Source organism: Planctobacterium marinum (assembly GCF_036322805.1).
Lineage (GTDB): Bacteria > Pseudomonadota > Gammaproteobacteria > Enterobacterales > Alteromonadaceae > Planctobacterium > Planctobacterium marinum_A.
The window spans coordinates 145,673-170,164 of sequence record NZ_AP027272.1; the positions used below are offsets into that span (position 1 = coordinate 145,673).

At 41.8% G+C, this 24,492-nt stretch carries 18 protein-coding genes and 1 tRNA gene; 14 read left to right on the top strand and 5 right to left on the bottom strand.

Annotated elements, in window-relative coordinates; all coding sequences use genetic code 11:
• From AABA75_RS00690 to AABA75_RS00705, 4 genes are all read left to right on the top strand, one after another.
• Entirely contained in the window at positions 1 to 720 is a 720-nt protein-coding gene (locus AABA75_RS00690) for a uroporphyrinogen-III synthase (RefSeq protein WP_338290402.1), read from the top strand.
• Complete coding sequence (locus tag AABA75_RS00695) at positions 717 to 1,898, top strand: uroporphyrinogen-III C-methyltransferase (RefSeq protein WP_338290403.1); 1,182 nt, start codon at positions 717 to 719, stop codon at positions 1,896 to 1,898. The genes AABA75_RS00690 and AABA75_RS00695 overlap by 4 nt, the downstream gene beginning before the upstream one ends.
• Positions 1,895 to 3,061: a heme biosynthesis HemY N-terminal domain-containing protein gene (locus tag AABA75_RS00700; RefSeq protein ID WP_338290405.1), complete on the top strand. Its 1,167-nt coding sequence runs from the start codon at positions 1,895 to 1,897 to the stop codon at positions 3,059 to 3,061. The genes AABA75_RS00695 and AABA75_RS00700 overlap by 4 nt, the downstream gene beginning before the upstream one ends.
• Positions 3,062 to 3,332: 271 nt before the next feature.
• Positions 3,333 to 5,165, top strand: coding sequence for a class I adenylate cyclase (locus AABA75_RS00705; protein WP_425325556.1), 1,833 nt, complete (start codon positions 3,333 to 3,335; stop codon positions 5,163 to 5,165).
• A gap of 30 nt (positions 5,166 to 5,195) precedes the next feature.
• Here AABA75_RS00705 and maoP read toward each other — a convergent pair whose 3' ends face one another.
• Positions 5,196 to 5,543: a DUF413 domain-containing protein gene (maoP, locus tag AABA75_RS00710; protein ID WP_338290407.1), complete on the bottom strand. Its 348-nt coding sequence runs from the start codon at positions 5,541 to 5,543 to the stop codon at positions 5,196 to 5,198.
• A 275-nt stretch (positions 5,544 to 5,818) separates the two neighbouring features.
• On the opposite strand from maoP, the gene AABA75_RS00715 reads away from it, so the two are divergent.
• Both AABA75_RS00715 and AABA75_RS00720 read left to right on the top strand, forming a co-directional pair.
• Positions 5,819 to 7,234: a hypothetical protein gene (locus tag AABA75_RS00715; protein ID WP_338290408.1), complete on the top strand. Its 1,416-nt coding sequence runs from the start codon at positions 5,819 to 5,821 to the stop codon at positions 7,232 to 7,234.
• Between the two features lie 54 nt (positions 7,235 to 7,288).
• Positions 7,289 to 7,831 carry a hypothetical protein gene (locus tag AABA75_RS00720; RefSeq protein ID WP_338290409.1) on the top strand — a complete coding sequence of 181 codons (543 nt, stop codon included), beginning with the start codon at positions 7,289 to 7,291 and terminating at the stop codon, positions 7,829 to 7,831.
• Positions 7,832 to 8,072: 241 nt separating this feature from the next.
• Here the strand turns inward: AABA75_RS00720 and AABA75_RS00725 are convergent, their stop codons facing one another.
• Entirely contained in the window at positions 8,073 to 9,152 is a 1,080-nt protein-coding gene (locus AABA75_RS00725) for a hypothetical protein (protein WP_338290410.1), read from the bottom strand.
• Between the two features lie 41 nt (positions 9,153 to 9,193).
• Here AABA75_RS00725 and AABA75_RS00730 point away from each other — a divergent pair, with 41 nt between their 5' ends.
• The 8 genes from AABA75_RS00730 to AABA75_RS00765 all read left to right on the top strand — a co-directional run bounded on the left by AABA75_RS00730 (position 9,194) and on the right by AABA75_RS00765 (position 22,307).
• Complete coding sequence (locus AABA75_RS00730; protein ID WP_338290412.1) at positions 9,194 to 9,475, top strand: helix-turn-helix transcriptional regulator; 282 nt, start codon at positions 9,194 to 9,196, stop codon at positions 9,473 to 9,475.
• 507 nt (positions 9,476 to 9,982) lie between these two features.
• Positions 9,983 to 11,569, top strand: a complete 1,587-nt coding sequence (locus AABA75_RS00735) for a type IV secretion system DNA-binding domain-containing protein (RefSeq protein WP_338290413.1) — start codon at positions 9,983 to 9,985, stop codon at positions 11,567 to 11,569.
• Positions 11,570 to 11,574: 5 nt separating this feature from the next.
• On the top strand, positions 11,575 to 14,151 hold the full coding sequence (gene mobF, locus AABA75_RS00740) for a MobF family relaxase (protein ID WP_338290414.1): 2,577 nt from the start codon (positions 11,575 to 11,577) through the stop codon (positions 14,149 to 14,151).
• Between the two features lie 197 nt (positions 14,152 to 14,348).
• Positions 14,349 to 15,422 (top strand): helix-turn-helix domain-containing protein, encoded by a 1,074-nt coding sequence (locus AABA75_RS00745; RefSeq protein ID WP_338290416.1) that lies wholly within the window; start codon positions 14,349 to 14,351, stop codon positions 15,420 to 15,422.
• Positions 15,403 to 15,903, top strand: a complete 501-nt coding sequence (locus tag AABA75_RS00750; RefSeq protein WP_338290417.1) for a PIN domain-containing protein — start codon at positions 15,403 to 15,405, stop codon at positions 15,901 to 15,903. The genes AABA75_RS00745 and AABA75_RS00750 overlap by 20 nt, the downstream gene beginning before the upstream one ends.
• A 42-nt stretch (positions 15,904 to 15,945) precedes the next feature.
• Entirely contained in the window at positions 15,946 to 18,006 is a 2,061-nt protein-coding gene (locus AABA75_RS00755) for a type I restriction-modification system subunit M (RefSeq protein WP_338290419.1), read from the top strand.
• On the top strand, positions 18,003 to 19,331 hold the full coding sequence (locus AABA75_RS00760) for a restriction endonuclease subunit S (RefSeq protein ID WP_338290420.1): 1,329 nt from the start codon (positions 18,003 to 18,005) through the stop codon (positions 19,329 to 19,331). Before AABA75_RS00755 ends, AABA75_RS00760 begins: the two co-directional genes overlap by 4 nt.
• Before the next feature lie 15 nt (positions 19,332 to 19,346).
• A complete protein-coding gene (locus AABA75_RS00765) occupies positions 19,347 to 22,307 on the top strand; it encodes a DEAD/DEAH box helicase family protein (RefSeq protein WP_338290421.1) in 2,961 nt (986 codons plus the stop codon).
• A gap of 20 nt (positions 22,308 to 22,327) precedes the next feature.
• Here the strand turns inward: AABA75_RS00765 and AABA75_RS00770 are convergent, their stop codons facing one another.
• From AABA75_RS00770 to AABA75_RS00780, 3 genes are all read right to left on the bottom strand, one after another.
• Positions 22,328 to 22,783: a hypothetical protein gene (locus tag AABA75_RS00770; protein ID WP_338290423.1), complete on the bottom strand. Its 456-nt coding sequence runs from the start codon at positions 22,781 to 22,783 to the stop codon at positions 22,328 to 22,330.
• Positions 22,784 to 22,926: 143 nt separating this feature from the next.
• Entirely contained in the window at positions 22,927 to 23,949 is a 1,023-nt protein-coding gene (locus AABA75_RS00775; protein WP_338290425.1) for a tyrosine-type recombinase/integrase, read from the bottom strand.
• 220 nt (positions 23,950 to 24,169) lie between these two features.
• A tRNA-Arg gene (locus tag AABA75_RS00780) sits at positions 24,170 to 24,246 on the bottom strand.
• Between the last annotated feature and the right edge of the window lie 246 nt (positions 24,247 to 24,492).

Genomic DNA, 24,492 nt, shown 5'->3' on the forward strand with positions numbered 1-24,492 from the left:
ATGTCTCAATCTGTTCTTGTCATTAAAGCTCAAGTCAATGCCGAGTTTGCTGAACAGTTTAACCGGGCGGGTTTTTCACTGATTGTGGCACCTGTCATGACGATCCACCCTCTTTTTTATCCCCCAGCTTATGTGCAACATTGTTTAGCTAACAGTGACATTATTATCTGTCTCAGCCAAAATGCGGTTAAGCAGTTGTATTATTATCAGGGGCAGCTGAACCATCAGGCAGAGGTGTGGGCAGTGGGTAAACAAACGGCCAATAAACTAGCCTGTTATCTCGGTGAGGTTAACTCGCCAGCACTTGAGACCAGTGAAGGCTTGTGGCAGTGCTTGCGAGAGAAGATTAGTAGCGGAACCCGCATTACCTTTATCAAAGGGGCAGGCGGGCGCGATAGTTTGATGAATTACCTAACTCAGAAAGGGGCTCGTTTAACGCAATTAAATCTCTATCAGAGACTGGAAAATACCAGCCAGCGAGCACAAATACTAAAATCAATAGAGGTGAATCAGGCGAATACTGCTATCATCGGAAGTAAAGATTTATTGGACATCGCAATAACATGGTGGCCTGATAGCTTGCCTCTGAAACAGATAATAGTGCCCAGTGAAAGAGTCGCGCTGCGTGCTCAGCAGTTAGGGCTGAACCGAGTAACCGTGGCCGAAGGGGCTACAGCAGATCGTTATCTTGCGGTATTGCAGGACAGGAAAAGTGCATGACTGATGCAAAACATAATAATGATACGTCTGAATCAAAGGACGACAAACCACAAGCCAAAGCCGCAGATAAAGTTGAGGCTTCTGCCGCCACTGATACAGAGCACAGCGCCAGTTCCGTTGGCAGTAGTGTGCATCGCAAGTCTCAGCGAAAACTGAATCGTACCCAGAAAATTGAACCAACCAAAACCAAACGTCGCACTAATCCCTTGATTGGTTTTTTAGTGGGACTCAACACGGTTATTATGCTTGCCGCCATTGCTGCGGGATTTTGGGGTTGGCATTATTGGCAAGGGTGGCAAGAGCAGCAGTTAGTTAAGCATACAGAACAGGAGCAAGCGCTAACTCAGTCGTTGAATACACAGTTAGATAATTTAGCACGCAATTTACAAATAGAATTGAGTCAGAGAATCTCCACTATCAAGGAGTCTGAGCAACGACTCAACAGTGAGTTTCGCCAATTACAGGAAGAAGTGACGCAACAATTAACTGGTGCAGAGCAAGACCTGGATATGGCTGAAGTGGCTTACCTGGTGCGCATGGCAGCGCGCAAATTGAATGTGGAAAAGCAGGTGAATAGCGCCATTCATCTGTTGCAAGAAGCTGATAAGCAACTTGCCCAGCAAGAAGACTTGAATAATACATCTCTCAGGGAGCGTATCGCGCAAGACATCCGCAACCTCAGGGAATTCCGTCCGCATGATAGATTCGACAAGGCGTTTTTAATTGGTGGCATGCTCGATAAAGTGCCCGCGTTAAAATTTCCTGCACCAGAGCAGTATTTTTCTTCACAGAGTAATGAACCCTCGAGTGATCCTGCTGATTGGTGGCAGAATTTGAAAACCCTTTGGCACAACTTGGTGGATGACTTCCTTACGGTTGAAAAGCTGGAAAACCCGATTACACCTTATCTCAATCAGCAGGAGCAACTGTTGACACGCAACGCGCTTAGCTATGATTTGCTCGCCATGAGACACGCCTTATTAGAGGCTGACGAAGCGCTCTTCAAACAGCTGGTGGAACAGTCGTACTCCCGGATGGCACAATTTGAGCAGAGTGATATCTCAACACAGCTAATGCAGAAAGATCTTGAGCAATTGATGCAGATGACGTTCCCAAAAAATGGCGAAATGAAGTTAGTTTCTCTGGAATACCTTGTAAATAGTGGGGCAGGGCAATGACAAGGACCCTCACCCTCATCTTTGCCTTACTGCTGTTATTAGCTTTTGGTTTGATTTTCAGCCCTATACTGGTTGAAAACAAAGGCTATGTATTGATCTCTGTTGCTGGTTGGAAAGTGGAAATGACCCTGGTGTCGGCATTGATTTTAGCTGGGCTGGTGGCATTTTTCTGGTGGTTGGTATTTAAGGTCTTGCGCACCTTTTCCGCGATGGGCAGTTGGTCGTGGCACTGGTTTGCCGATTTTGGCAAAAACAGACAGCAACTCAACTATGAAAAGGGTTTGATAGCCCTGCTTTCCATGGATTTTGACAATGCCGAGAAGCATCTGCAGAAAGTTAATCTGGATCATGAGAATGGCATTGTTCCACTGCTGTTGTCTCATTGTGCTGCACAGCGCAACGATGAAGAGGCACAAAAGCAAGCGCTGCATCAAGCGCAAAAATTTATGAAAACCAAAGAGGCCGCTAATTTATTGTTGGCCAGGTTCTTTCAAACCCATAACGACCCCAAAGCGGCCGTTGAGTTACTGCAAGATTCAGAGCACAAGATGGCACTGGAGCTTAAACTCAAAGCCTTGGCTCGTGATGGTAGTTGGCAACAGGTGAATGAACTATTAGATAGTAACAAGAAGAAATTGGATAAAGCGCAGTTTAATCAGTGGAAGCGCGAAGCCAGTGTTGGGCTACTCAGTGAGAAAGCCAGTAAAGAGGGGGCGGAAGTCTTATTGCAATATTGGCAATCTTTACCGGGCAAAACTAAAAAAGACGTATCCAATCAATACGCCTTTGTTCTTCAGTTGATTGATCAAAATTACCATCTAAAAGCCGAAGAATACCTGGTTCAATTTCAATCCCGCTCCATGGTTCCAGAGCTTCTACCGCTATTCCGTAAACTCAAATTGCGCCAACCCCTGGCGAGTAAGCAAAAACTCGAAGCCTGGTTAAAGCAAGATGAAAATGACGCTGAGTTACTTTCGACATTGGGGGAACTGTCCTACAATAGCGGAGATACCTTGTTAGCTGAAAAAGTTTTGCACAAAGCAATAAAACTGCGCAACAACCTACATGATGTGCAGATGCTAGCGAAGGTAAAAGAAGCGAAGAATGATAAGGATCAGGCATTACAGCTCTACAAACAGGTAACGGAATCGCAAACCCATTAAGCGATGGATAATTATTAACACCTAAGTCTAATAGGCACAGCGGTAACCATAAAATAAAATGGTACGACTTTTGTCGTTTTAAAAAGCTAACGCGAGGGGCTCACAACCCTTGTGATGAAGAGTGATTGAATTCCGGTCCCATGGTGAACGTAAAGCAAAATCTTAAAATACGGCTTAAGTCCGTGCTCAGGTATAATAAACTACGTACCGAACGGGCTATCGCCTTATTGCCCGAAAAAAACGTCCTCTGTTTCATGTCCTGCCATTTTTATTGCATATCAATCATAAGGACTTTCCCGGGTTTATTGATGACGAGCATATTCCGTTTGGCCTTATCAACTACAACTTCAAAGATGTTTTAAAGCAATCTATCATCGAGTTATTTCCCGACAACCAAACGCTTATCGAAGAGCAAATTCGCGATTTCTGGCCAAAGAAGCGAGCCATAGATTCGGTGCTGTTGATGGGCAGTATTGGCTCCATAGGGCAATCCACTAAATCAGACTTTGATTATTGGGTTTGCATTGACGGCACTCGGTATAGTGCCCGTGAAAAAAAACTACTACAGCAAAAACTGATATTGGTAGAGCAGTGGGCTGAAGAAGTGCACGATATGGAAGTGCACTTTTTTCTTTCAGAGATTGAAAAAGTTAAAAACAATGACTTCGGTGAAGCCAGCGGTGAGAGCGCCGGATCGGCACAGGCGGTATTCCTGAAATCAGAATTTTATGCCACCAATATCATGATTGCAGGCAAAGTTCCTTTTTGGTGGTTAGTACCAGAATCCACTACTGATGCACAGTACAAAAAACTATGGGAAATTATGCAATCAGGGTCTGAGCCTGACCCCAAGTGGTTTATGGATCTGGGCAATGTTGAAAAACTGGTAAAAGCGGAGATCTTTGGTGCCGCAATATGGCAGATCAGCAAGGCCATGGATTCGCCTTTTAAATCTGTATTGAAAATGGCCAAACTTGAGGTGTTTCTGGAGAACATCGGTACAGAGCGGCCTTTGTGTAATATCCTCAAAAAGCGAGTTCATTTTTATGAACGCTTCAATCAAGATCCTCGCTCTGTTGACCCTTACGCCATGATGTTTGACCAACTCCTCGAGCACTATACCAAGGTAGGCAATGAGGATGTTGTAGAATTGCTGAAAAAGTGCCTTTACATTAAAAGTGAGTGCAAACTATCAGGAGCGAATTCGATTCAGGAACAAACCTTCAAAACCGACATCATAAAAGGGTATGTGGAGGCCTGGAAATGGAGTCCCGGCAAGTTACAACATCTGGATAATATCAAAAATTGGGATTTCTCGGCGGTGTCGTCTCTGGGCCAGCAGATACACAATTTCTTAATCGGTTGTTACAGACGTCTTTCGTCTAAAATTCAGCAGCAAGAACAGCTGGTTAAAATTGAAGATTCCACGGTTATTGGTCGAAAACTGGATTCTTTCTACACTAAAAAAGACGGCAAGATCGTTTATTTGAAACGGGCCTTTGATGAAGGATTGCTGCTTTCTGATATTACCATCAAGGCTGAACTAGACTTGAGTTCTCCGGGTAAAAAGCGTTGGTCAGTTTACCGGGGGGAGATACATCATTGGGATGACAAGGAAGTGGCCTCCTGCTTGCTCAAGGAAAGCAACGACCCGATGGACCTGGTTTTATGGTGCGTATTTAACCGCATTATTGATACCCGCACCAATATCTTGGTAACTCGCAATTGTGAACCTATTACAGAAGAGTCCTTGATCAAGTTTGTAAAACAGCTAGAAGAGATGTTTCCACCTATTCGCATTTCGGATATTCCCCGCAATAAACTGTTGGCACCTTCCCGCATTACCCGCTGTTTAACGGTAATCAATTTTGAAAGTTGGCCCAATGTCGCAGATTTGCAAACGGTGCGCACTGCTTATCAAACCAGTTGGGGAGAGTTGTACAGTGTGGCAGGTTTTGAAGCGCTGGAGGATTTGCGACGGGATTTGTTTCATGCCCGCCGCAAACCAGAAATTTTTGTCAAGACTCACGATAGCCCACACAAAAATCGCATCTTTGAGGAATTCAAAGAGCGCACCCAGATGGACTTTGAGAATCTGATATAAAAAAGCCGAGATCATTATCTCGGCTGGGTATTATAATTCTTCAACCAGCTCTGTCGGACCCGTATCTTTACTGTGCACTCGACTGCAACCGTGTAAGGTGTGAAAGCGGCGAGTGGTGGTAAGTCGCAAGTATTTGCGCCACAGACGCTCCACAATCGTAGTGGGCTCACGCATGGAAATACACATGTCTACAAAGGCTTCTTCAACCTGATTTTGAGGCTCGACAATGCCTTGCTCAAGTTTTGACAGCCGAGCTCCCAATGTTGCCAGGAGTCGGGCTTCGTTAATGGAAAAGTCACCACTTTTACCAAACCCATAAGGGAAATTGAGCTGATCTCTGAAGGGCTCAGCTACCACAAAACCTTGTTCTAATTGCATCTTAGATCACCTTGAATCAAACCAACATTGGTTACTAGCGGAGTATGAATTCAGATGTTTTGGGAGTACAACAAATAGAATTTATCGTGACGATGAAAGAGGCTTATGGTTATCGACGGTAGCTCTCTTCTGACTTCATATGTAAAGTTGCATGCCTGATAAAAATGGGATTGACTGGCACATCAATAAGTTATGGTAAGTTATTTGGATGACCATGTGTTCCATTTAACCACTATAGTTTCGGTCAGGTCATAAATTTTAGTAAGGAAAGCGTTATGATTCGGATTTTTGTGTTAATCAGTTTTTTTTCCAGTGTGGTGTCAGCTGCTGGACAGGCTCCATCTGTGAAAGTGCTCGATTATTATCCTGCCTGTGATTACAAGATTATTGACACTGTCACGGTAAAGCAGCGCCTTGGTAGTAAGTTTGAATATCCAAAAATGAAGGAGTTGAACGAAGCTACACTGGTTCTTATAGAAAAAGTTAGGGAGCGAGCTATAGAAGTCGGCGCAGATAGTATTGCTATTATAGACAAAGCCATTTTCGACCACGAACAAGCAAATAAAAGTAATCTGCGGGGTTATGTGCAACTAACAGCACAGTTATTTAATCATTGTGATGAGCAAGGTGATGTAAAACGGAGAAGAACGCCATACGATGCAAATGGCACTCGTCAAATGGCGCTTAAAACGCAAACGCTAGCAACAGAATTTAAAATTGAGACTGTTGTTAAAATTGGTGGCAAAAAAACTGTTCGACCAGCGCTTTCTCAGATGCAATTAACCACTGACAATAGCTTTTATGGATTGAAAATTGGAGCCAGTTTTGAAGACGTCATGGCTAAACTGGGAACACCAACTTCAGAGTTTCTGTTAGTGGGAGACCAGAAGGTAATCTCTTATGGTCGACGATTATGGTTGGTCTTTGAAGAGCAATCCCTTGTTTACGTAACCAACCAGAATCATTGGCTTTCCACCGAAATCGTAAATATGTTTGAATTCGATGAGAGAATAGCTGACCAGGATTGGTTGCTACATGACGAATTCAGGATGGGGATGGAATTGACCAGTGACGAATTGACCCCTCTTGGTGAAAAAATGTCTTCCGACCGAGTTCGTCTCAGTTCTACTGAAGGAAATGAATCGGTGTACCTGTTGTTTGAAAGTGAGGAACACCAAACCACTGACCTGCAAACTCATAAGATAACGGGTTTTGGATTTGGAGCTGAAAATAAACGACTTTGGACGCTTCCGGTAAAACAATCGCCCGGTAATGCTGATACATATCAAAAACTAAACAATTTGATCAAAGAGAAAATTACCGCCTATGAACCCGTTCATCAGCAAGACATTGAGGCGAGTCCAATATTAGTCGCCCAGAATCAAAATCAGGAAAAACTCTTGGTTATAAATAATCAACTGGTATTAGAGTTTGATAACCAATCATTATCCAATATTCACCTGATAGAGAGTGTGCTTAGCAAAGAAAGTAGAGGTGATTCTGCTGGTTGGCAATTCGCTGGGGTTCGTCAAGGCCAATCTAAAGAAGCCATCAGAAATCATTTTGGGGACAAAGTCTTTGAAATGGGTAATACCTGGGAAGTCGCGCATGATGGTTTCACCCAAGAAGTTTATTTTTATGAAGTTGACGGAAAGAGTCGAGCGCTTGCTAGTTTAGTTTCTATCTATTGATCTGAAGATAATTGTGATATCCATCTACAAGGGGGCGCATTAATTGAGGAAGCGATGAAAGAGAAGCTTATTGGCAGTACTTTGATACTGCTACCGTTAGTGATGGGAGGACTTTTGTATTCTCAAAGCATGGTTTCTTTTTGGTATCTCCAGGACAACTTTAAGCTTTTCGATCTGGTTAACCAAACAATCCATCTTTTTGTTGTAATGTTTGGTGTTTGGTTGTGCAGTAAAAGAGGATTCACGTTAAATATCCTTTTATTCATTGTTTTTATCGTGTATCAGGTGTTTGCCTGGCAGTTTGAATCAAAACGATTCTTAGTGAAAATGCCTCTTCCTGAACATGAAGTCGTGTTGTTTGTAGCACCTTATGATGCTGGAGCACTTTCTTCTTCGCTTGTAACTCTTGAGATTGCCAGAAAAAAGTTGAACTTTTTTTGGCAAATAGAAAAGATTGAATCCTTCGAGAATATTAGCAATGCCTCACTGCTATTACTTGCAGGAAGTGAAGTCGTGCAGTTGCGGATGACTTCATTTGAGGGCGTAGGAATAGTGAAACAGATTGAACTTATAGATTTACTGAATTTGCAAAATTGAAATTTCTTGTTGGTCTGAGCTCAGGCAGATAATAACAGTATGAAGCCATTAAAAAATGGCGCACCCGAGAGGATTCGAACCTCTGACCTCTGCCTCCGGAGGGTGATTTATGGGGGTTGAATTTAAAGCGATTTTCTCTTTCAGCCCTTGAAACACGTCATATTGAGCTAACCACAGATAACCATAATTAACTGTGCTAATCACTCAACGTGTCCCAGTATTGTCCCAAAATAGAATGAATTCAACTGTCCAACACAGCGATTAGCTTTTCTTGAATTTCATTGTGATATCTTTTCGCAACTTTAATCTCATCCGCAATATGAGAGTTTAGACGAGACAATATGCTCCATAATTTGGTTGAGATGTTACCGTATGCCTCAATAACATTAAAATATTTAGGGTTAAGGAAGACTGTTGAAAGCATCACTGATGTGCCCAGATATTTCGAACGGATAAAAGCCAAACCTAAGTAAAAAACAGCTAATTGAAATTCAGAAAAATAATCAGATGACGTGATATCGACAGCAAACAACTTTTTGCTCAGAGATTTAAAATGTTCATCATAATTCATTTTATATGATGGCGCTTGGTCCGGAGACTCCATAAGCTTCCCGATCAAAATCAAATCAGTTTCTTTCAATATATCCGCTGAGGAAAAGGATAAAATGTCATGTACTATCTTTATTTGGATATCTGGTCGTTGAAGGTATTTTGGTTTATCTAATTCGGCACACAACCGTCTGACTTTTGAACTCATATTACGGTCTTGTTCCCATTTGCATCGTGAATCTTCCAATTCCAAAATGACACTTTCTGAGATGACCTGCATGGCATTACGAAGTGAATTAGCCTCCATCATTTTAAACAGCTTAAATGGGCCATCTTGAAACGCAGATTTGCTACCAGGAGCTAATCCTTCAAGTTGGGAAACAGTTTCTATCTTTACTGACCTTTTACCACTTTTGTAATCCTTCCAGACCTTCTGTGAGAGCTCATCCCCTTGTGGCATCCGACTTCCATATGATGCGAGCTTTTCTAAAAACTCTTTTGGCTTCATTTTATTTTCAAAGAATCTAGCCTTTTTATTGGTAGCATCGCGAAGCTCTTTTTTTGCTCCTTTGACTTTGTTGGCTACTCGGTTTTCTAACGTAACTATTTGACGCTCGATTGAGGGGATTTCAGCCTGGGCTAAGCTGTGATAAATCACACTTAGCCAATACTGAGTTCGAATTTTGTCTAAATACCTATCCATTTGATATCTGTTTCTCCAAAAAAAAGTGGCGCTTTTTTTTAAAATGGCGTCCCAAAATCGTTTTTTCAATTCTACACAATCCTCCACATGAAACATAAGGAGGAAACACTATGACCATTGATTCAAACACTGACATTGGCGAGCTAATGCTTGCCAATGAAGTGGCTGATTTTTTACGAACTACAACAGCCAGTTTATATAACCAACTTTCCCGAGGAAATGAAGGTCAAACCATCCCTTCAAGTATACAAGTTGGCCGAAAAAGAATGTGGCTGAAGTCCGATGTCATCGCTTGGTTACAAGCTCAAAAGGAAAAAACTCAATTACGCATGGACGTCAACCAAACACCGAGACCAGCTGACTTAAACAAACCAACGATTAGGAGAATTTAACAGTAATTCTTTCGACACACTTGGCATCTGCGATGCTATTAGTCCACCCCAAATACCGACGCAAATTCATGCATCACGGGAGCTGGAGGGGATAGCAAGGTGGCTAGCAAAATTAGCCTTCGTACACAGCCGACATCAGAAATAACAAGAGATAGCAGTGCTATCAACGTGAATAGAAATAAGTGGAGACTTTGATATGCGTAAGGACGCCAAAAAAAAGTATATGCATTCGACTTAGCAGTGCTGAATTTGCATGCTTGGTTGAGCTCGCTAACGACCAAGGGGATACCCATACATCAGCAGCTTCCAAACTTGTCGTTAACGGCTTGCAAGCAGCTCAAGGCAAAACCACTGATAAAATAGTGGGGAAGCTAATTTATGATCTTGAGCGCAAGCTTACCCGCACAATATTCGCAATGTTAACGACAGTGGCAAATCACGATGAAAAGGCTCGTCTTGAATTTCGAGAACGAATCAACGAGCTCCTCAAAGGAAAAGGGGGGCTCAATGAAATTAGCAAAGCTTACAGTTGCCCTCATGGCATTCATTACCATTCCAGTGTTTTGCATTTACTTACTAAAAATGACGGATGCCAATCCACTCAGGCTTTCACTTGCTCTAACTATTGATGCCGCGAAAAGTGCAGCAATGATATCTGCACTGCTGTCGGTTATTTTAGGTGTAGCACTGTTTCCATTTATGTCGAAGCGAGAGCGCTACAAGCATGTTTCAGGGCCTGAAATATTGGTTAGCCGCGCGGCAATTAAGCATGCAAACAGAACTCTGGATGTTACTAAGGAATCGAAAGGACTACTGGTACATCCTGATATTGCAATTAATAAACAAGATGAGTGCGGTAATCTGTTTGTTTTTGGAATGCAGGGATCAGGCAAGTCGACAATCATAAAATCATGGCTAAGCCAGCTAATGAATCGTTCCGAGATCGTCCTAATTTACGATGAAAAACGTGAATATACAGAGCTATTTCTTAATGAAAATGTGGCTTTACTCAGTCCAGGAGACGAAAGAAGTGTTGTCTGGGATTTATCAGCAGATATTACTGATGTTAGCTCTGCTCGTACTTTCGCAAACTCAGTAATTCACCAGACTTCAAATGAACCGTTTTGGTCAGACTCCGCGCGTCTGGTTGTCGCCGGTGCATTGATGTGTTTAGTTCGGCGGGGCAACTCTTGGAATTGGGGAGATTTGCATGCCCTACTTTTTAATGATTCCTGTGCGTTGCAACAGGAATTAAAAGAGCACTTCCCAGAGGCTGCATTGTTTGCAGATCCAGAAAACAAAACCAGCGCGAGTGTTTTAGCGGTCGTATCTTCGCAACTGAGCTGGATACAATACTTATCTGAAGTACAACATTCAGACACCCAAGTCTTTTCCTTTAGTAGTTGGTTTAGCGCCGACGAGCCAAAAAAACTCATCGTGCAAACCAATCCTGCATACAGAAGCATGAGTCAGTCTCTTTTCTCTGCTGCTTTATCAATGTTGACCAATCGTGTTTTGGCATTAACTGATAGCTCAAGACGTGGAATTTGGCTGGTGTTAGATGAACTGGCCGCAATACCTAAAAATGACAGTATTGAAATTTGGTTATCGCGTTGTCGCTCGAAGGGCGCGCGCACAATAGCGGGCACCCAAAGCATTTCACAAATACAGTCCATCTACGGTGATAAGAGTGCAGAAACAATTCTGAGTTTGTTCTTTACAGTTATCGCATTAAGAGTCGGTGCTGCTGGTCAATCTGGTGCGGTGGCTAGCCAAACTATAGGAAAACGTCGGGTAATATTAACTTCAGTCACAACAGATAGCACTGGAAGAAAATCGGAGACTCAATCTGAACAGGATATGCCTGTAGTAACTGCTGAAGACTTAATTCACCTTTCAAAACCGGACAAAAAAGGAATTAAGGGCTATTTGACCATCGCAGGAACAAATGCTGTTTACGAATTGAAATGGCCTTACCCTAATTTACCTAAACTCGCCGCTGATTTTGTTCCAGCTGTCGTGTCTACTGATAACCATTCTCATACCACAAGCGGCCTATCTAGCAAATCTACTAACCCATTTATAAAGGACTAAATAACATGCTCGCAACTGCACCGGTAAAAAATGTTGGCTATTACGAGGATCTCGCAGCAGAGGACTATTATCTGACCGGAGGAGAACCTCCTGGTCGATGGTTTGGCGAGGGCGCGGAGAGCCTTGGCTTAACAGGAATAGTTGACGAAAAACATTTTAGTAATTTGATGGCTGGTTTGAGTTCTGATGGGAAAGAAAAGCTCTGCCAAAATGTCGATAACAGCAACAGAGTGCCCGCTTATGACAATGTCTTTAGTCCTGACAAAAGTGTTTCCATTACTTGGGCAAGCGTGGAGCCAGACGAACGACAGCTCATACAAGATGCTCATGATGCAGCTGTTAGGGCTGCTTTAACTTTTTTGGAAGAAAAAGCAGCTTACACCAGAAGGGGGCGAGACGGAGCTTGTCTAGAAAAACTTTCTGGACTAGTAATCGGCACTTACCAGCACAGCACAAGCCGTGAACAGGATATGCATCTGCATACCCATGCTGTGATCATGAACCTTGGACAGCGTGAAGATGGCACATGGGGATCAATAGTTGGTCGCTTCCTCTATACTTGGCGTACTGCGGCCGCTGCTGTTTATCAGAGTCAACTGGCCAAGGAAGTTAGCCGCTTAGGTTACAAAATTAATATCGCCGATAACGGTAAATCATTCGCCATTACAGGTGTATCACCTGAAATCTGCAAGGTATTTTCAAAACGCTCCATTCAAATTGAAGATGCCATGAATAAATATGGCGCAGGTGCTCGCGCATCAAAATTGGGTGATGATTTATCCAAATATACTCGAACAAAAAAAACTGAGATTGACCGCCCCGCTTTGTTTTCAAAGTGGCAGCGTGAATTAGTCGAAAATGGATTTGACGTGTCTACGCTGAAACTCCAGGAAGGGCCTCAAATTGGGTTTGATTCCGATAATGAATCGTTTGATGTACAAGCGTTGTTAACTCGATTGACTGAAAATTTATCTGTTTTTAAAGAATGCGATATGTATCGCGAAGCAGCGTTGTTAGCAATGAAAACAGGTCACAGTGGTAATCAGGCACAACTGCTCGTCCAGGAAGCGAAGGAAGACAGTAACATCGTTCAGCTTGCGATCGATGCAAGACATAATGTGTTGTTTTCAACTAAAGACATGTTGGCCGCAGAACAGGAAATGATTTCATTGGCGAAACAATTACGAACCACCAGTTTTGGATACAGTATTTTAGCTGAAGCCGTACTTGATGCATGTGAAGATCAACCATTTTTGATGACCGATGAACAAAAGGAATCGGCTCTTGAAGCCTGTCTTCCCTGTTGTTTGTCTATTATTCAAGGCTCCGCAGGCGCGGGAAAAACAACTTTGATGAAAACGGTTGTCGATATTCACGAAGGCCTCGGTAGTAAAGTCATCGGTGCTGCCAACACTAAAGCCGCAGCACTTAACCTTGAAGAGCAGGCGGAAATTCCCGGGTATACAGTTACACGTCTACTTGGGTTACTGGAATCTGGTAAGCCACCATTGCATAAGAATGAGGTGTTGATCGTCGACGAAAGTGGGCAGCTTGGAACATTTCAGGTACTTGAATTAATGAAACATGCTAAGCGACTTGGTTTCAAATTGCTGTTAGTTGGTGAAGACAAGCAATTAGACGCAATTCAACATGGCGGTGTTCTGAAATATCTGTCTTCTCCTGACGTGATTGGCACAACTCGGATTGAAACCATTCAGCGGCAAACACAAAGTTGGGATCGCCAGGCCGTTGCTGATTTTCGTGATGGTTATGCAGACAAAGCACTTCATCAGTATGCGAAGCGTGATCAGCTCCGGTTTGGTAAAAACCATGAAGAAACCCTGGTTCTAATGGTAGATGCGTGGAAGGAGTTCATTCAGGAAAATCCTGATAAAGGTTATCTTATGATGGCACAACGCTGGGAAATAGTTCATCAACTGAATGCAGCTGCCCGTATTCATTTAAAATCGTTGGGTAAACTTGGCAATGAAGATATCACTGTAAAGGGTATTGTGAGTAAGAAAGCAATATCGTTCGATGTGTCCGTTGGTGAGCGAATTAGATTGACCGAGAATGATTACGAAAAAAATCTAACGAATGGTCATACTGGAACGGTACTTAGGGTAATACGCAACCTAGCTGACGAAGTGGTTATGTATATTAAGCTTGATTCTGGACGAACAGTAAAGATACGCACGTCAGAATACTGTGATGAGCAGGGGCGCGCATTTGTAGCGCCAGCCTACGCGCAAACAGTCTATGCAAGCCAGGGGCTTACTATCGATGGGCAAACCTTTATTCATTACAACAGTTCAATGGACCGGGCAAACACTTATGTTGCCTGCTCTAGACACAAGGAAAAGGCAACGATATTTGCTAATAAAGCTGATATTGAAGAGTACATTCCGCCGTCTCATCAAAATGCCCCTGAAACAGAGATAAAGCTAATTGCGGGCATGGCTGCATGTATGGCGATAGAAAATCGCCCGAAATTAGCGTGTGAATATTTAACTCAGGAGCAAGAAGAACATCACAAATTGGAAATAATCGAACATGAGCCACTGCACTTGCTTAGCTGGTAGAACAATGCAGGTTGTTTGATTTCATACATCAACTCAGGGGCTGTTTTTAGCCCCTTATTTTGCAGCAATCATACGCTTACTACCCCTAATCTTAAACCCTATCTAATGAGTGGATACTTACTTCATCAAACAACAAAAGGTTTACAAAAACACAAAAAAAGTATATTTTATAAACCAAAGGGACAGGGGAAATCATTATGTTTGCAGAACGATTAGAGCGTGCTCGAAAAGCTGCTGGGCTATCAATGAAAGCTTTAGGCGGCGAAATAGGTTTGTCAGCCAACGCTATTAAAAAGTATGAACATGGAGAGGCTATGCCTTCTTCATCAAATTTGTTGAAGCTTGCTAAAGCTTTAGATGTTCGTACCGAATATTTCTTTCGTCCAACAAAAGTGCAGCTTGAAGGCGTGGAGTACCGAAAACGAGCAAGCACACCTAAGAAAACTTTAGCTCGTATCAATGGCGATGTGCTCGACCAGGCTGAACGCTGGTACGAATTGTTAGAGTTTTATCCTGACTCCGTAAAACCTATTCCTGAATTTTCTTTGCCAGAAGCTTTACCTGAAAAGGTAGAGACTCTTGAGCAAGCTGAAGCTCTTGCAATTTTAATGCGCGAAGAGTGGGATTTAGGCCTAAACCCTATTCATGACATGATTGATACTATGGAAGCCAAGGGGATCATGATCATTACAACAGACGTAGAGACTGATAAAAAGTTTGACGGTCTTGCGGGCAATATAGGGCCAACTCCTGTTGTAGTTATTTCGACAAGTCAAAGTGGCGATCGTCAGCGCTTTACCTTAGCTCATGAATTAGGTCATTTGGTTGTACATGGCCGTTTAGCTGATGACATTGACGAAGAAAAAGCATGCAACCTTTTTGCAGGCGCTTTTTTATTACCTAAACAGGCATTGATAGACCATTTAGGTGAGAGTCGCCGATACATCGAACCACGCGAATTATTTATGTTGAAGCATGAATATGGAATTAGCATGCTAGCTATTTTATATCGTGCTGGGCAGTGCGGAATTATCACAGAGTCAACACAACGTGGTCTCTTTATGTCTTTCAGTAAAAAAGGATGGCGTACTGAAGAGCCTGGTAAGCCTTATGAGCAAGAAACAACTTACTTGCTTAAGCAATTGGTTTATCGAGCGCTAGGAGAAGAATATATTGGTGAATCTAAAGCCGCGGAGTTGTTAGGTTTATCTGTATCCAGCTTTCACAAGGAGCGTAAGCTGGAGGTGCTGAGTGCAGCAACTGCTAATTAGTGATGCAAATATACTAATTGATATGGAAGAAGGTGAGCTTTTGGATGTTATGTTCCAATTGCCATACGAGTTTGCAGCACCAGACATTTTGTTTGCCGAAGAATTAGCAGATGAACATGCCCACCTTCCTGATTTAGGGTTAGCACTGAGAGAGGTTTCAGCTGACTCTATGATGTATGCAATGCAACTCACCACGAGGTATACCAGAGCTAGCAGAAATGACTGTTTTGCGCTGGCGCTTGCCAAACAAGAGCAGTGTCCTTTGTTAACCGGGGATATGGCTCTTCGAGTTGCAGCGGAAAAAGAAGCCGCAATAGTGAAAGGTACTATTTGGTTAGTGAGCCAATTGGTCGTTCATCAAAAAATAGACATAGCGCAAGCTAGGCAAGCATACTCATTAATGAAAAAGAATGGCCGAAGGTTGCCTTGGAAGTTAGCCGAACAAGCGTTAATTGAAATAGAAAAAGCGACAGACAATTAAGTAATCACAAAGTATGTGGTTACCTTTAGTGAAGAAGAACAAATGTTAAATAAAGAAAAATTAAATAACCTTACTGGCGAAATTTGGAAATCTGCTGAGCGACTAAGGGGCAAATTCAAAGCCTATGAATACCAAAGTGTGGTATTGCCCATTATTGTAATCCGTCGCATTGAATGTGTATTAATTGAATGGCGTCAATCAAAGCGTGAAGAGATCCAAAATAAGCGTTCTGACATTCAAGATGACGCGTTAGAAACAATGGTGAAGCAGTTGGAGCTCAAACATCATATCTATAATAAAACCAACTGGACACTTAAAAAGGTAACGGAAGAAGATCCTACCTTATTGGAAGATAACTTTCGCGCATACATCAACGGCTTTTCTGAGAATATCCAAGATATCATTGACCATTTTGATTACCGAGCAGTAATTGGAAAAATGAAAAAAAATGGTCGTTTGTCTCCAATATTAAATCAATACGCAACTGAGAAGCTTGGTCCAGAGCACTTGTCGAACCTAGAAATGGGTTATGTTTACGAAGAGCTATTACGCAGGTTTTCTGAACAAAGTGGTGAAGAAGCTGGAGAGCACTTTACACCTCGTGAAGTTATACGCTTGATGGTTGAGTTGCTTGATGTACAAATCGACAACCGCCATGTTTCCATATATGACCCAGCATGTGGAACCGGCGGCATGCTGTCTGTTGCTAAAGAACACATGCTTGATACCGCGAAAAATGAAGACGAGCGAAAGCGTCGAGATGACCTTATTACTCTTCATGGTCATGAGTTGCAGCCACAGAACTACGCTATCTGCCAGGCTGATATGCTCATCAAAAATGATACCCATGCCCAAATCTGTTTTGGTAACTCGTTAATTCCGCATAGACCTGATAACGAAGAACCCGGTGATCAGTTAGCGAGTGCCAACGATAAGTTTGATTACATGTTATCTAATCCGCCTTTTGGTGTTACCTGGGGTGGTAAAGATGGCTATGAGACAGAAGCGAAGAAATACAGTGATACGCGTTATAAAGCGGGAATGCCTCGTTCCAATGATGGTGCATTATTATTTTTACAAACCATGTTGGCAAAGATGAAGCCACAGGAAGATGGTGGAAGTCGTATTGCTATTGTTTTTAATGGCTCTCCACTGTCGAACGGAGACTGCGGCTCTGGCGAAAGTGAAATTCGCCGCTGGATTTTAGAAAATGACTGGTTAGATGCAATCGTCATGTTGCCTGACCAACTATTTTATAACACGGGTATTTTTACTTATGTCTGGCTGTTAACCAACAACAAGCCCGCTAGTCATGAAGATAAAGTCATGCTGATTGATGCCCGCAAACAGTTTGATAAAGAGCCAAAATCTTTCGGTAATAAACGTAATCGAATTCTTGAGTCTCATCGTCAGTGGATCGAGGAACAGTATCGAAACGGTTGGAATGACGATTATCAAAACGACAAAGTCAAAATATTTAAAACAAAAGACTTTGCGTATCACAAAGTCTCAGTCGTTTTTTGGCAAACAGATGAAAATGACAAGCCAGCCATAGTTACTGAAAGTTATGACAAGGCATTCACTTCTGCAAATATAAAGAAAGAACAGGATTTTTATGATTCTGAGCTTTCATTTGAGGTAACTCTAAACTGGCAAGGAAATGTTAGAACAGTTTCATTCGAACTGCAGCCTGACGATAGTTTTACCAAAATTTATGATTCTAAGGTGAAAGGTGCCTTTTCAGATAAGATTTCAGGGATTTCCAAAAAATTTGATACTGCAAAAGAACGTAACAAAGCGATTAAAGAATTCATCAAAGCTGTTGATGTCATTGCTGTTAAATATACTCATCGTCACTATATAAAAGACGATGAGTATATCCCTTATGGAACTGATATTACGAGTTTCCTTGAGCAAGAAGTTAAAAAAGCAATTATTCGATGGTCTGATTCACCCCAATTGGGTTATGAATTTTTACCAAACAAATACTTTTATGAATATCAAGAACCAAGATTAGCAAGTTCTCTATTAGAAGAGTTTTGGGCACTAGAAGAAAAAGCCGAGGCTATTCTAAAAAACTTGGGTGGAACCCTACACAAATGAATGTAGAACTAAATAATAACTTAACTTGGTATGGCGAAATCCCAAGTGATTGGGAGGAGTTACGTATAAAAGATGTAGCTTGTATTTCTCCTAATTATTCTCAGGATAAACCAAGCGATTTCGAAGAGTGTACAATCGTTCCAATGGAAGCTGTTTCAACTATTGGCCACTTCAATTTAGAAAATAAGTCTCTATACATTGATGTCTCTGATGGTTTACCTAATTTTGAGGCTGGCGATGTTCTTTTTGCAAAAATAACTCCTTGTATGGAAAATGGTAAAGGTGGCTTTGTGGATAGCTTACCTACACGTTATGGGTTTGGTAGCACTGAGTTTCATGTTTTGCGCCCTTCGTCCAAAGTCGATGGAAAGTTCCTTTATTATTATACTTTTAATCCAACTTACAGAAAGTATGCTGAAGCAAACATGACGGGAGCCGCCGGTCAGAAACGTGTATCCAGTAACTTTTTGAAGTTTACCAAAGTGTTCTTGCCACACATTGACGAGCAGCGTTTGATAGGTAATTACCTAGAGAAAAATTGCTCAGCAATTGATAAGGCAATTAGCTTTAAGTTTGATCAATTAGAGAAATTAGAAGATTTACGTCAGTCGATAATTTTCAAAGCAATGGTAAAAGGACTGGACGAAGATATTCCTATGAGAAGCTCTGATATTCCTTGGTTTGGTGATATACCAGAGCACTGGGAAGTAGAGTCACTGAAACGTCTTTTAATTGAACCCTTAAAGTATGGTGCAAATGAAGCGGCTGAATTAACAGATCCTGACCTGCCTAGATATATTCGAATTACAGATTTCGATAATTCCGGAAAATTAAAAGATCATACTTTCAAATCTCTTGCCAATGATAAAGCTGAAGGATATTACATAGAAGAAGGAGATATTCTTTTTGCTCGAAGCGGTGCAACCGTTGGAAAAACATTCTTATTTTCTAACTACAATGGTAAGGCGTGTTTTGCTGGATATTTGATACGAGCCAGGTGTAATACCGCAAAGATACTTCCAGAGTTTTTATATCTATTTACAAAGTCAAAGGGATATACTGATTGGAAAGATAGCGCGTTTACACAAGCAACAATTCAGAATATTGGTGCTGATAAATACTCATATCTACCAATTGTTCAACCTCCAATAGGTGAGCAGAAGAAGATAATAGAATTTGTTAATCGAGAGACTGCACGTATTGAAAGCATTGAAGAGAAACTTAAAAATCAGATTTCAGTCTTAAGAGAGTACAAACACTCACTGATTCATGAATGCGTTACCGCTAAACGCCGAGTAACAGAAGCAGATTTGACTATGTCATAAAGCAAGGATGTTCCCATGGCAGATAAAGCAGAATTAATATTTCAAAAGCATATTGCGACGTTTCTCAACAAGCAGCATGAGTATGCTGTGCTTGAGCAGAGCGAGATTACTGATTTAGAGCATTATATTGCTGAAGATCATTTGCTGGCTTTTATCCGCGCCAGTCAAGGAGCAACGCTAGAAAGATTAAAATCAGATTATGGCAGTGATGCTCCTCAAGAGATAATGCAGGCATTAAAAGAGCAGCTTACTATCGCTCCGTTATGGGTAGTTATTAGGAATGGTTTAAACGTGCGAGGCCATCACTTCAAATTGTATGGCCCTAAGCCCCGATCTCACGACAGTGCGGCCAATGACTTGTACAAAGAGAATCGTATCACGTTTAAATGTGAACTTGTAATTAGTGAAGCAAAGCGGCCCGACATAGTTTTGTTTCTTAATGGCTTGCCAATTATAGTTATAGAGCTAAAACATGAAGCCAGTGGTCAAAATGTGCATGATGGTGTCACTCAGTTTAATAAGCGAAACCATGCCGACAAGATCTTTCAATTACCATTTTTGTACATCGCTGCTGACACATCGGAAGTAAAAGTTGCAACATCACCAGTAAACGAGAACAACTTCCGCTGGTTTAATACCGGGTTAGAGAACCACCCAATCACAGAAGGCGAATACCCCGTTGAATACTTATACCGTGATGTTCTCTCGAAAGATTCAATATTAGAAGCCATCAGCTTTTTCCTCGTTTATGTACCCAAGGAAGAAGCTGATGGGGATAAACCTGAAAAACCCGCTTACAGTATATTCCCCCGCTACCACCAGTCTCGCATGGTGAAAGATGTTTCAGAAAATGTACTTCAACATTTTTCTGAGCATGGCCATTTAGGAAAAAAGTACCTTATTAACCATTCAGCAGGCTCTGGTAAAACCTTGTCTATTAGCTGGCTAGCGGATCGTTTACATAGCCTTTATAAGCCCGAAACCAGTGACAAAGCAGTCGAGATGATTTTTATCCTTACTGACCGTAAGAGCTTAGATAAAAATGTCAGAGATGAACTTGTTAACTTTAATCATTTAGATGGTGTGATCAAGTTTGCTAAGAAGTCTAAATTTCTGGCCCAATATATTAAAAATAGAGCATCAATCATCGTTACGACTCAGCAAAAGTTTGTCAAAGTACTAGAGATATTAGAATCGGACGAGTCTTTGAAAAAGCTGAAAGTGGCATTTCTTATCGACGAAGCTCATCGCTCTCAAGAAGGAAAAATGGGCACGGCTATAAGAGTGCCTTTCCGTGAAAAAGCCAATGAACAAGAATCTCCGGATACGGAAGGAACGGCAGAAGATGATAAAGATCCTGCTGACGAAATGGCTAAAATTATTCGGGCCCATGATAACAACCAATTATTTGTAGCCTTCACTGCCACTCCTAGCAATGCAACAGTCCAGTTATTTGGAGAAGCGTTTGATACATACAGTGAAGCAGAAGCGATTCAAGAAGGTTACATTGTTGATGTCGCTGCAAGCATTATTTCTTATGAAACCTTGTATCACTTAGACAGCCCCGTTATTCCACCTAAAGATGACAAGCTGTATCCTCCAGGCGTCATCAGCAAGGCGCTAAAGAATGTCGCATTTCAGGATGAAGGACTTATCCAATATAAGTCAGAAGTGATGCTAAGGATTTTTGACGAAGATGTAAGGCCACTAATCAACGGAACTGCTAAAGCTATGATTGTGACGAGTTCACGACTAGCAGGACTTAGCTATTACCACATTCTAAAAGAAAAGCTGAGGGATAAGAATGAAGCTGACCCGAGTCGATTTGACTATAAAGTGTTATATGCATTTTCTGACTTTGTTCACCCCAAGAGCAATGAAGTAATAACTGAGGCTGACGTAAATAGTTTAGGGCCGAACGAACTGATTGAAGATCGCTTTGAAGGCAACGAATACAAAATCATGGTCGTTGCGAGTAAGTTTCAAACTGGCTTCGACCAGCCACTTCTTGCGGGAATGTTTTTAGACAAGCCAGTTTATGATCGTAACGCAGTGCAGACTGTATCAAGACTGAATCGCTGTAGTGACGGGAAAGACAGCGTGGTTGTCGTTGACTTCACTAACAATGCAGCCAACATTCAAAAAGCTTTTAATAAATATAGAAAAGGTACTCCTTATGTGACTTCAGAGCCGGATAAGGAACAATGCATTGAAATTTATAAGTCCATATTAAAACAGGGATTATTTACTGATATTGACGCGGATGATTACTTGAAAATGCTTCATGGCGTGGCTGCTGATGTTGCCCTTCAAGCGGAAGTTGTTAAATGGAGGAGGCGATTTGAAAGCCAGTTTTCTGAAGTTGATGATCGGAAGGCATTTGTTTATTTGCTGGCTAAGTTAGTAAAATCTTATGATTTTTTAAGTTGCTTCTTCGAATATTCAGAGCAGCTTACAAACTTCTGCGCTTTTGCAGATTTCATTGGGCCGCAACTTATCAAGCAGGGTACCGTTTCTGACCTCATGAAATATATTCGTAAGGTTGAACTGTCAAAGGCTACTGTGCGTTATCAAGGCGTCCAAGAACTAATCCCCAAGACCATCAAGACTAAGTCTGGTGGTAAAGGTCCTGGTGGAGCACCAAAAAAAGTGACGATCTCAGACATGCTGACAAAGCTTAAAGAACAATTTGATATCAGTGATGAAGAAGCGTTAGTAATTAAACAAGTTTGCGAGGAGAAGTCATCTGACAAGCTAGTGCAAGATACCGTTCATTCGCACATAAACGATGAGCTTTACTTGCGTAACTATTTTCGCCCGCAACTTAGGAAATCAATTGAAGCCAGCTATGACGAGCTCGGTATGTTTGAGCAATTGACGGATCCTAAGTATACCGATGATGGTTCCATTTTTGACACAATGGCTTACACAGTGATTGCATCTCAAGCGTCCATATTCAGCTCAAGGCACATTTAATGTGCCTGAGCTTTGATATGTTAACTATGGATTGACCAGATCAACACTTCGTCTTCTGAGCAATTGTCAGTCCACAATAAGCCTTCGTAAGTATTCGAAATCAAGCGTTCCAAATACTGAGTTGGACGATCCTTAAACGGCAGAAATCTGATTTCTGATACTCTCAAGTACACTGAGCTGAATTCATACAGCCCAGCCATCACCTTCCCATCCACACCACGTTCTATGGCTTCTTGTTGAAAAGAAAATGCGCCAATTTCTAAAGCATTTGATTGGCGACAAATACCATATAGTGGAAATTTCGCAACATTGATTCCGGCAACGTGATAAATCACGTCCTTGAGGTGCAGCCTCGATGGGCCTTGCATCGCCCCTTTAAACCATGGGATTTCAGTCCATGGCTCAACAGCATTAGAGTTTATTAATTCTGCAGCTTCATCCCATTTTTTCTTTTCAGGCTTAAGCAGTTGCAACATAGCTCTTCTCCTTGCTTCCAGTTACATAAAATATTAAATCACATGGAACGGCAATGTTCGTGAAGTCAGTGAAATAATTATTAGTAGATGTCTGTTTAGATTATTCCCTCCAATAACTTAAATTTTTATGGAGGGAGTAGGGGTTATAGGGCTAGTTTTCGGGCAATGTCGTCGGGCCGCAAATGAGTATAACGTTTGAGCATCGCTAGGTCCTTGTGGCCGGTTATTGCGGACACTTCCATCATTTGTAGGCCCATCTCAAAGAAACGACTAGTTGCTTCATGACGTAGATCATGAAAACGTAAACCCTGTATGCCAGCTCGTTTTGTAATTCTGCGAAATGCTTGACCGATCGAGTCGCCACGAATGTCGAAAATGGGACCAGCAGATTTTCGTGGTTGGGATAAAATTACTTGTGTTGCTTTTGGCGACAATGGAACTGTTCTGCTCTCACCATTTTTTGTGTCTAACAAATGAATTGTTGAATTGACCTCGTTAAAGTTCTCCCAGCACATGCATGAATAACCATGCTCACCAATTTCTTCTGCATCACGAGAATTTACAATTTCACCTCGTCTCATTCCCGTCTCAATTGCGAATACAATAACATCGTGAATAACTCCCCCATAGTTTTTGGCGTTGCATAACAGCAAATTTTCTTCACCAGCAAACAAACGTCGATCTCTTGGTTTACCCTTCGAAGGAAATGAAACTGGGTCGACAGGATTACCACGCGGCAGATGCACTTGCCACTCGTTCATCGCATATTTGATCATGCGTTTAATAAACGCTAGCTCCTTTCGCACCGTGTCATTTTCGACATTTTCAAGTCGATAAGATTTAAATTCTCTGATGACGGAAACTGTGAGGTCGATTAGTCTCAAGTGCCCCATTATTTTCTTTAAATGGTTAATCTTACTGCGCGTGCTTTTAGCTGATTTTTGTTCACGAACAACCTCGTACCAGTAGCGCTCAAACACGTCATTCATCAGCATTGATTCTGCATCATGCGTTGATTCAAATACTCCTTTATCAATCGCACTCTCTATTTGTCTAGCCCATTTCTGGGCATCTGACTTCAATCTGAATGTTTTAGATTGGTTAATTCCGTTTCGTCTGCACTTTGCCTGCCATTTGCCGTTAGCTCGTTTTGTTATCGTGGCCATTTCATATACCCCTGTTAGTTATCAACGAAGAGGTATTTTCAATGAAATGAGTTCGAACTTTTGGGGCGTCATTTTGAAAAAATGTGCCACCTTTTTTCAACAAGTGAGAATTGTGGGTGCGAGAATTGTTTAACATAAGAAGCCCCTTGGTAATGCATCAGTAAAGACAATCGAAAATTCGTTGTCCCCAATGTGTCCCAATGAGCCAAAAGAGAAGAAGTGGCCCGCCCGAGAGGATTTGAACCTCCGACTTCACCCTCCGGAGGGGTGCGCTCTATCCAGCTGAGCTACGGGCGGCCTGTAATAACCGACTTAAAGTTAGCATCCACTTACATCTTTGTATGAGCAATGCCAATTTCAACGAAAGTTTAAGCTAACTTTCATTGAGCCCCCATTTTTCGACCTCCGCTTCCGGAGGGCAGCGCTCTATCCAGCTGAGCTACGGGTGCATAAATTGTGCTTGTGAGTATGCTGTACGAGCATTTAATCACAGTTGTAGAGTGAATTACCGGGGATTTTGAAAATAGATTGACGCATTAAAGT

Bases quoted from the DNA above. Each gene is read 5' to 3' on its own strand.
- AABA75_RS00735 (WP_338290413.1), top strand. From the start codon at position 9,983: ATGAAATTAGCAAAGCTTACAGTTGCCCTCATGGCATTCATTACCATT.
- AABA75_RS00760 (WP_338290420.1), top strand. From the start codon at position 18,003: ATGAATGTAGAACTAAATAATAACTTAACTTGGTATGGCGAAATCCCA.
- AABA75_RS00700 (WP_338290405.1), top strand. From the start codon at position 1,895: ATGACAAGGACCCTCACCCTCATCTTTGCCTTACTGCTGTTATTAGCT.
- AABA75_RS00745 (WP_338290416.1), top strand. From the start codon at position 14,349: ATGTTTGCAGAACGATTAGAGCGTGCTCGAAAAGCTGCTGGGCTATCA.
- AABA75_RS00695 (WP_338290403.1), top strand. From the start codon at position 717: ATGACTGATGCAAAACATAATAATGATACGTCTGAATCAAAGGACGAC.
- maoP (WP_338290407.1), bottom strand. From the start codon at position 5,543: ATGCAATTAGAACAAGGTTTTGTGGTAGCTGAGCCCTTCAGAGATCAG.
- AABA75_RS00720 (WP_338290409.1), top strand. From the start codon at position 7,289: ATGAAAGAGAAGCTTATTGGCAGTACTTTGATACTGCTACCGTTAGTG.
- AABA75_RS00690 (WP_338290402.1), top strand. From the start codon at position 1: ATGTCTCAATCTGTTCTTGTCATTAAAGCTCAAGTCAATGCCGAGTTT.
- mobF (WP_338290414.1), top strand. From the start codon at position 11,575: ATGCTCGCAACTGCACCGGTAAAAAATGTTGGCTATTACGAGGATCTC.
- AABA75_RS00770 (WP_338290423.1), bottom strand. From the start codon at position 22,783: ATGTTGCAACTGCTTAAGCCTGAAAAGAAAAAATGGGATGAAGCTGCA.
- AABA75_RS00755 (WP_338290419.1), top strand. From the start codon at position 15,946: ATGTTAAATAAAGAAAAATTAAATAACCTTACTGGCGAAATTTGGAAA.
- AABA75_RS00715 (WP_338290408.1), top strand. From the start codon at position 5,819: ATGATTCGGATTTTTGTGTTAATCAGTTTTTTTTCCAGTGTGGTGTCA.
- AABA75_RS00775 (WP_338290425.1), bottom strand. From the start codon at position 23,949: ATGGCCACGATAACAAAACGAGCTAACGGCAAATGGCAGGCAAAGTGC.
- AABA75_RS00765 (WP_338290421.1), top strand. From the start codon at position 19,347: ATGGCAGATAAAGCAGAATTAATATTTCAAAAGCATATTGCGACGTTT.
- AABA75_RS00730 (WP_338290412.1), top strand. From the start codon at position 9,194: ATGACCATTGATTCAAACACTGACATTGGCGAGCTAATGCTTGCCAAT.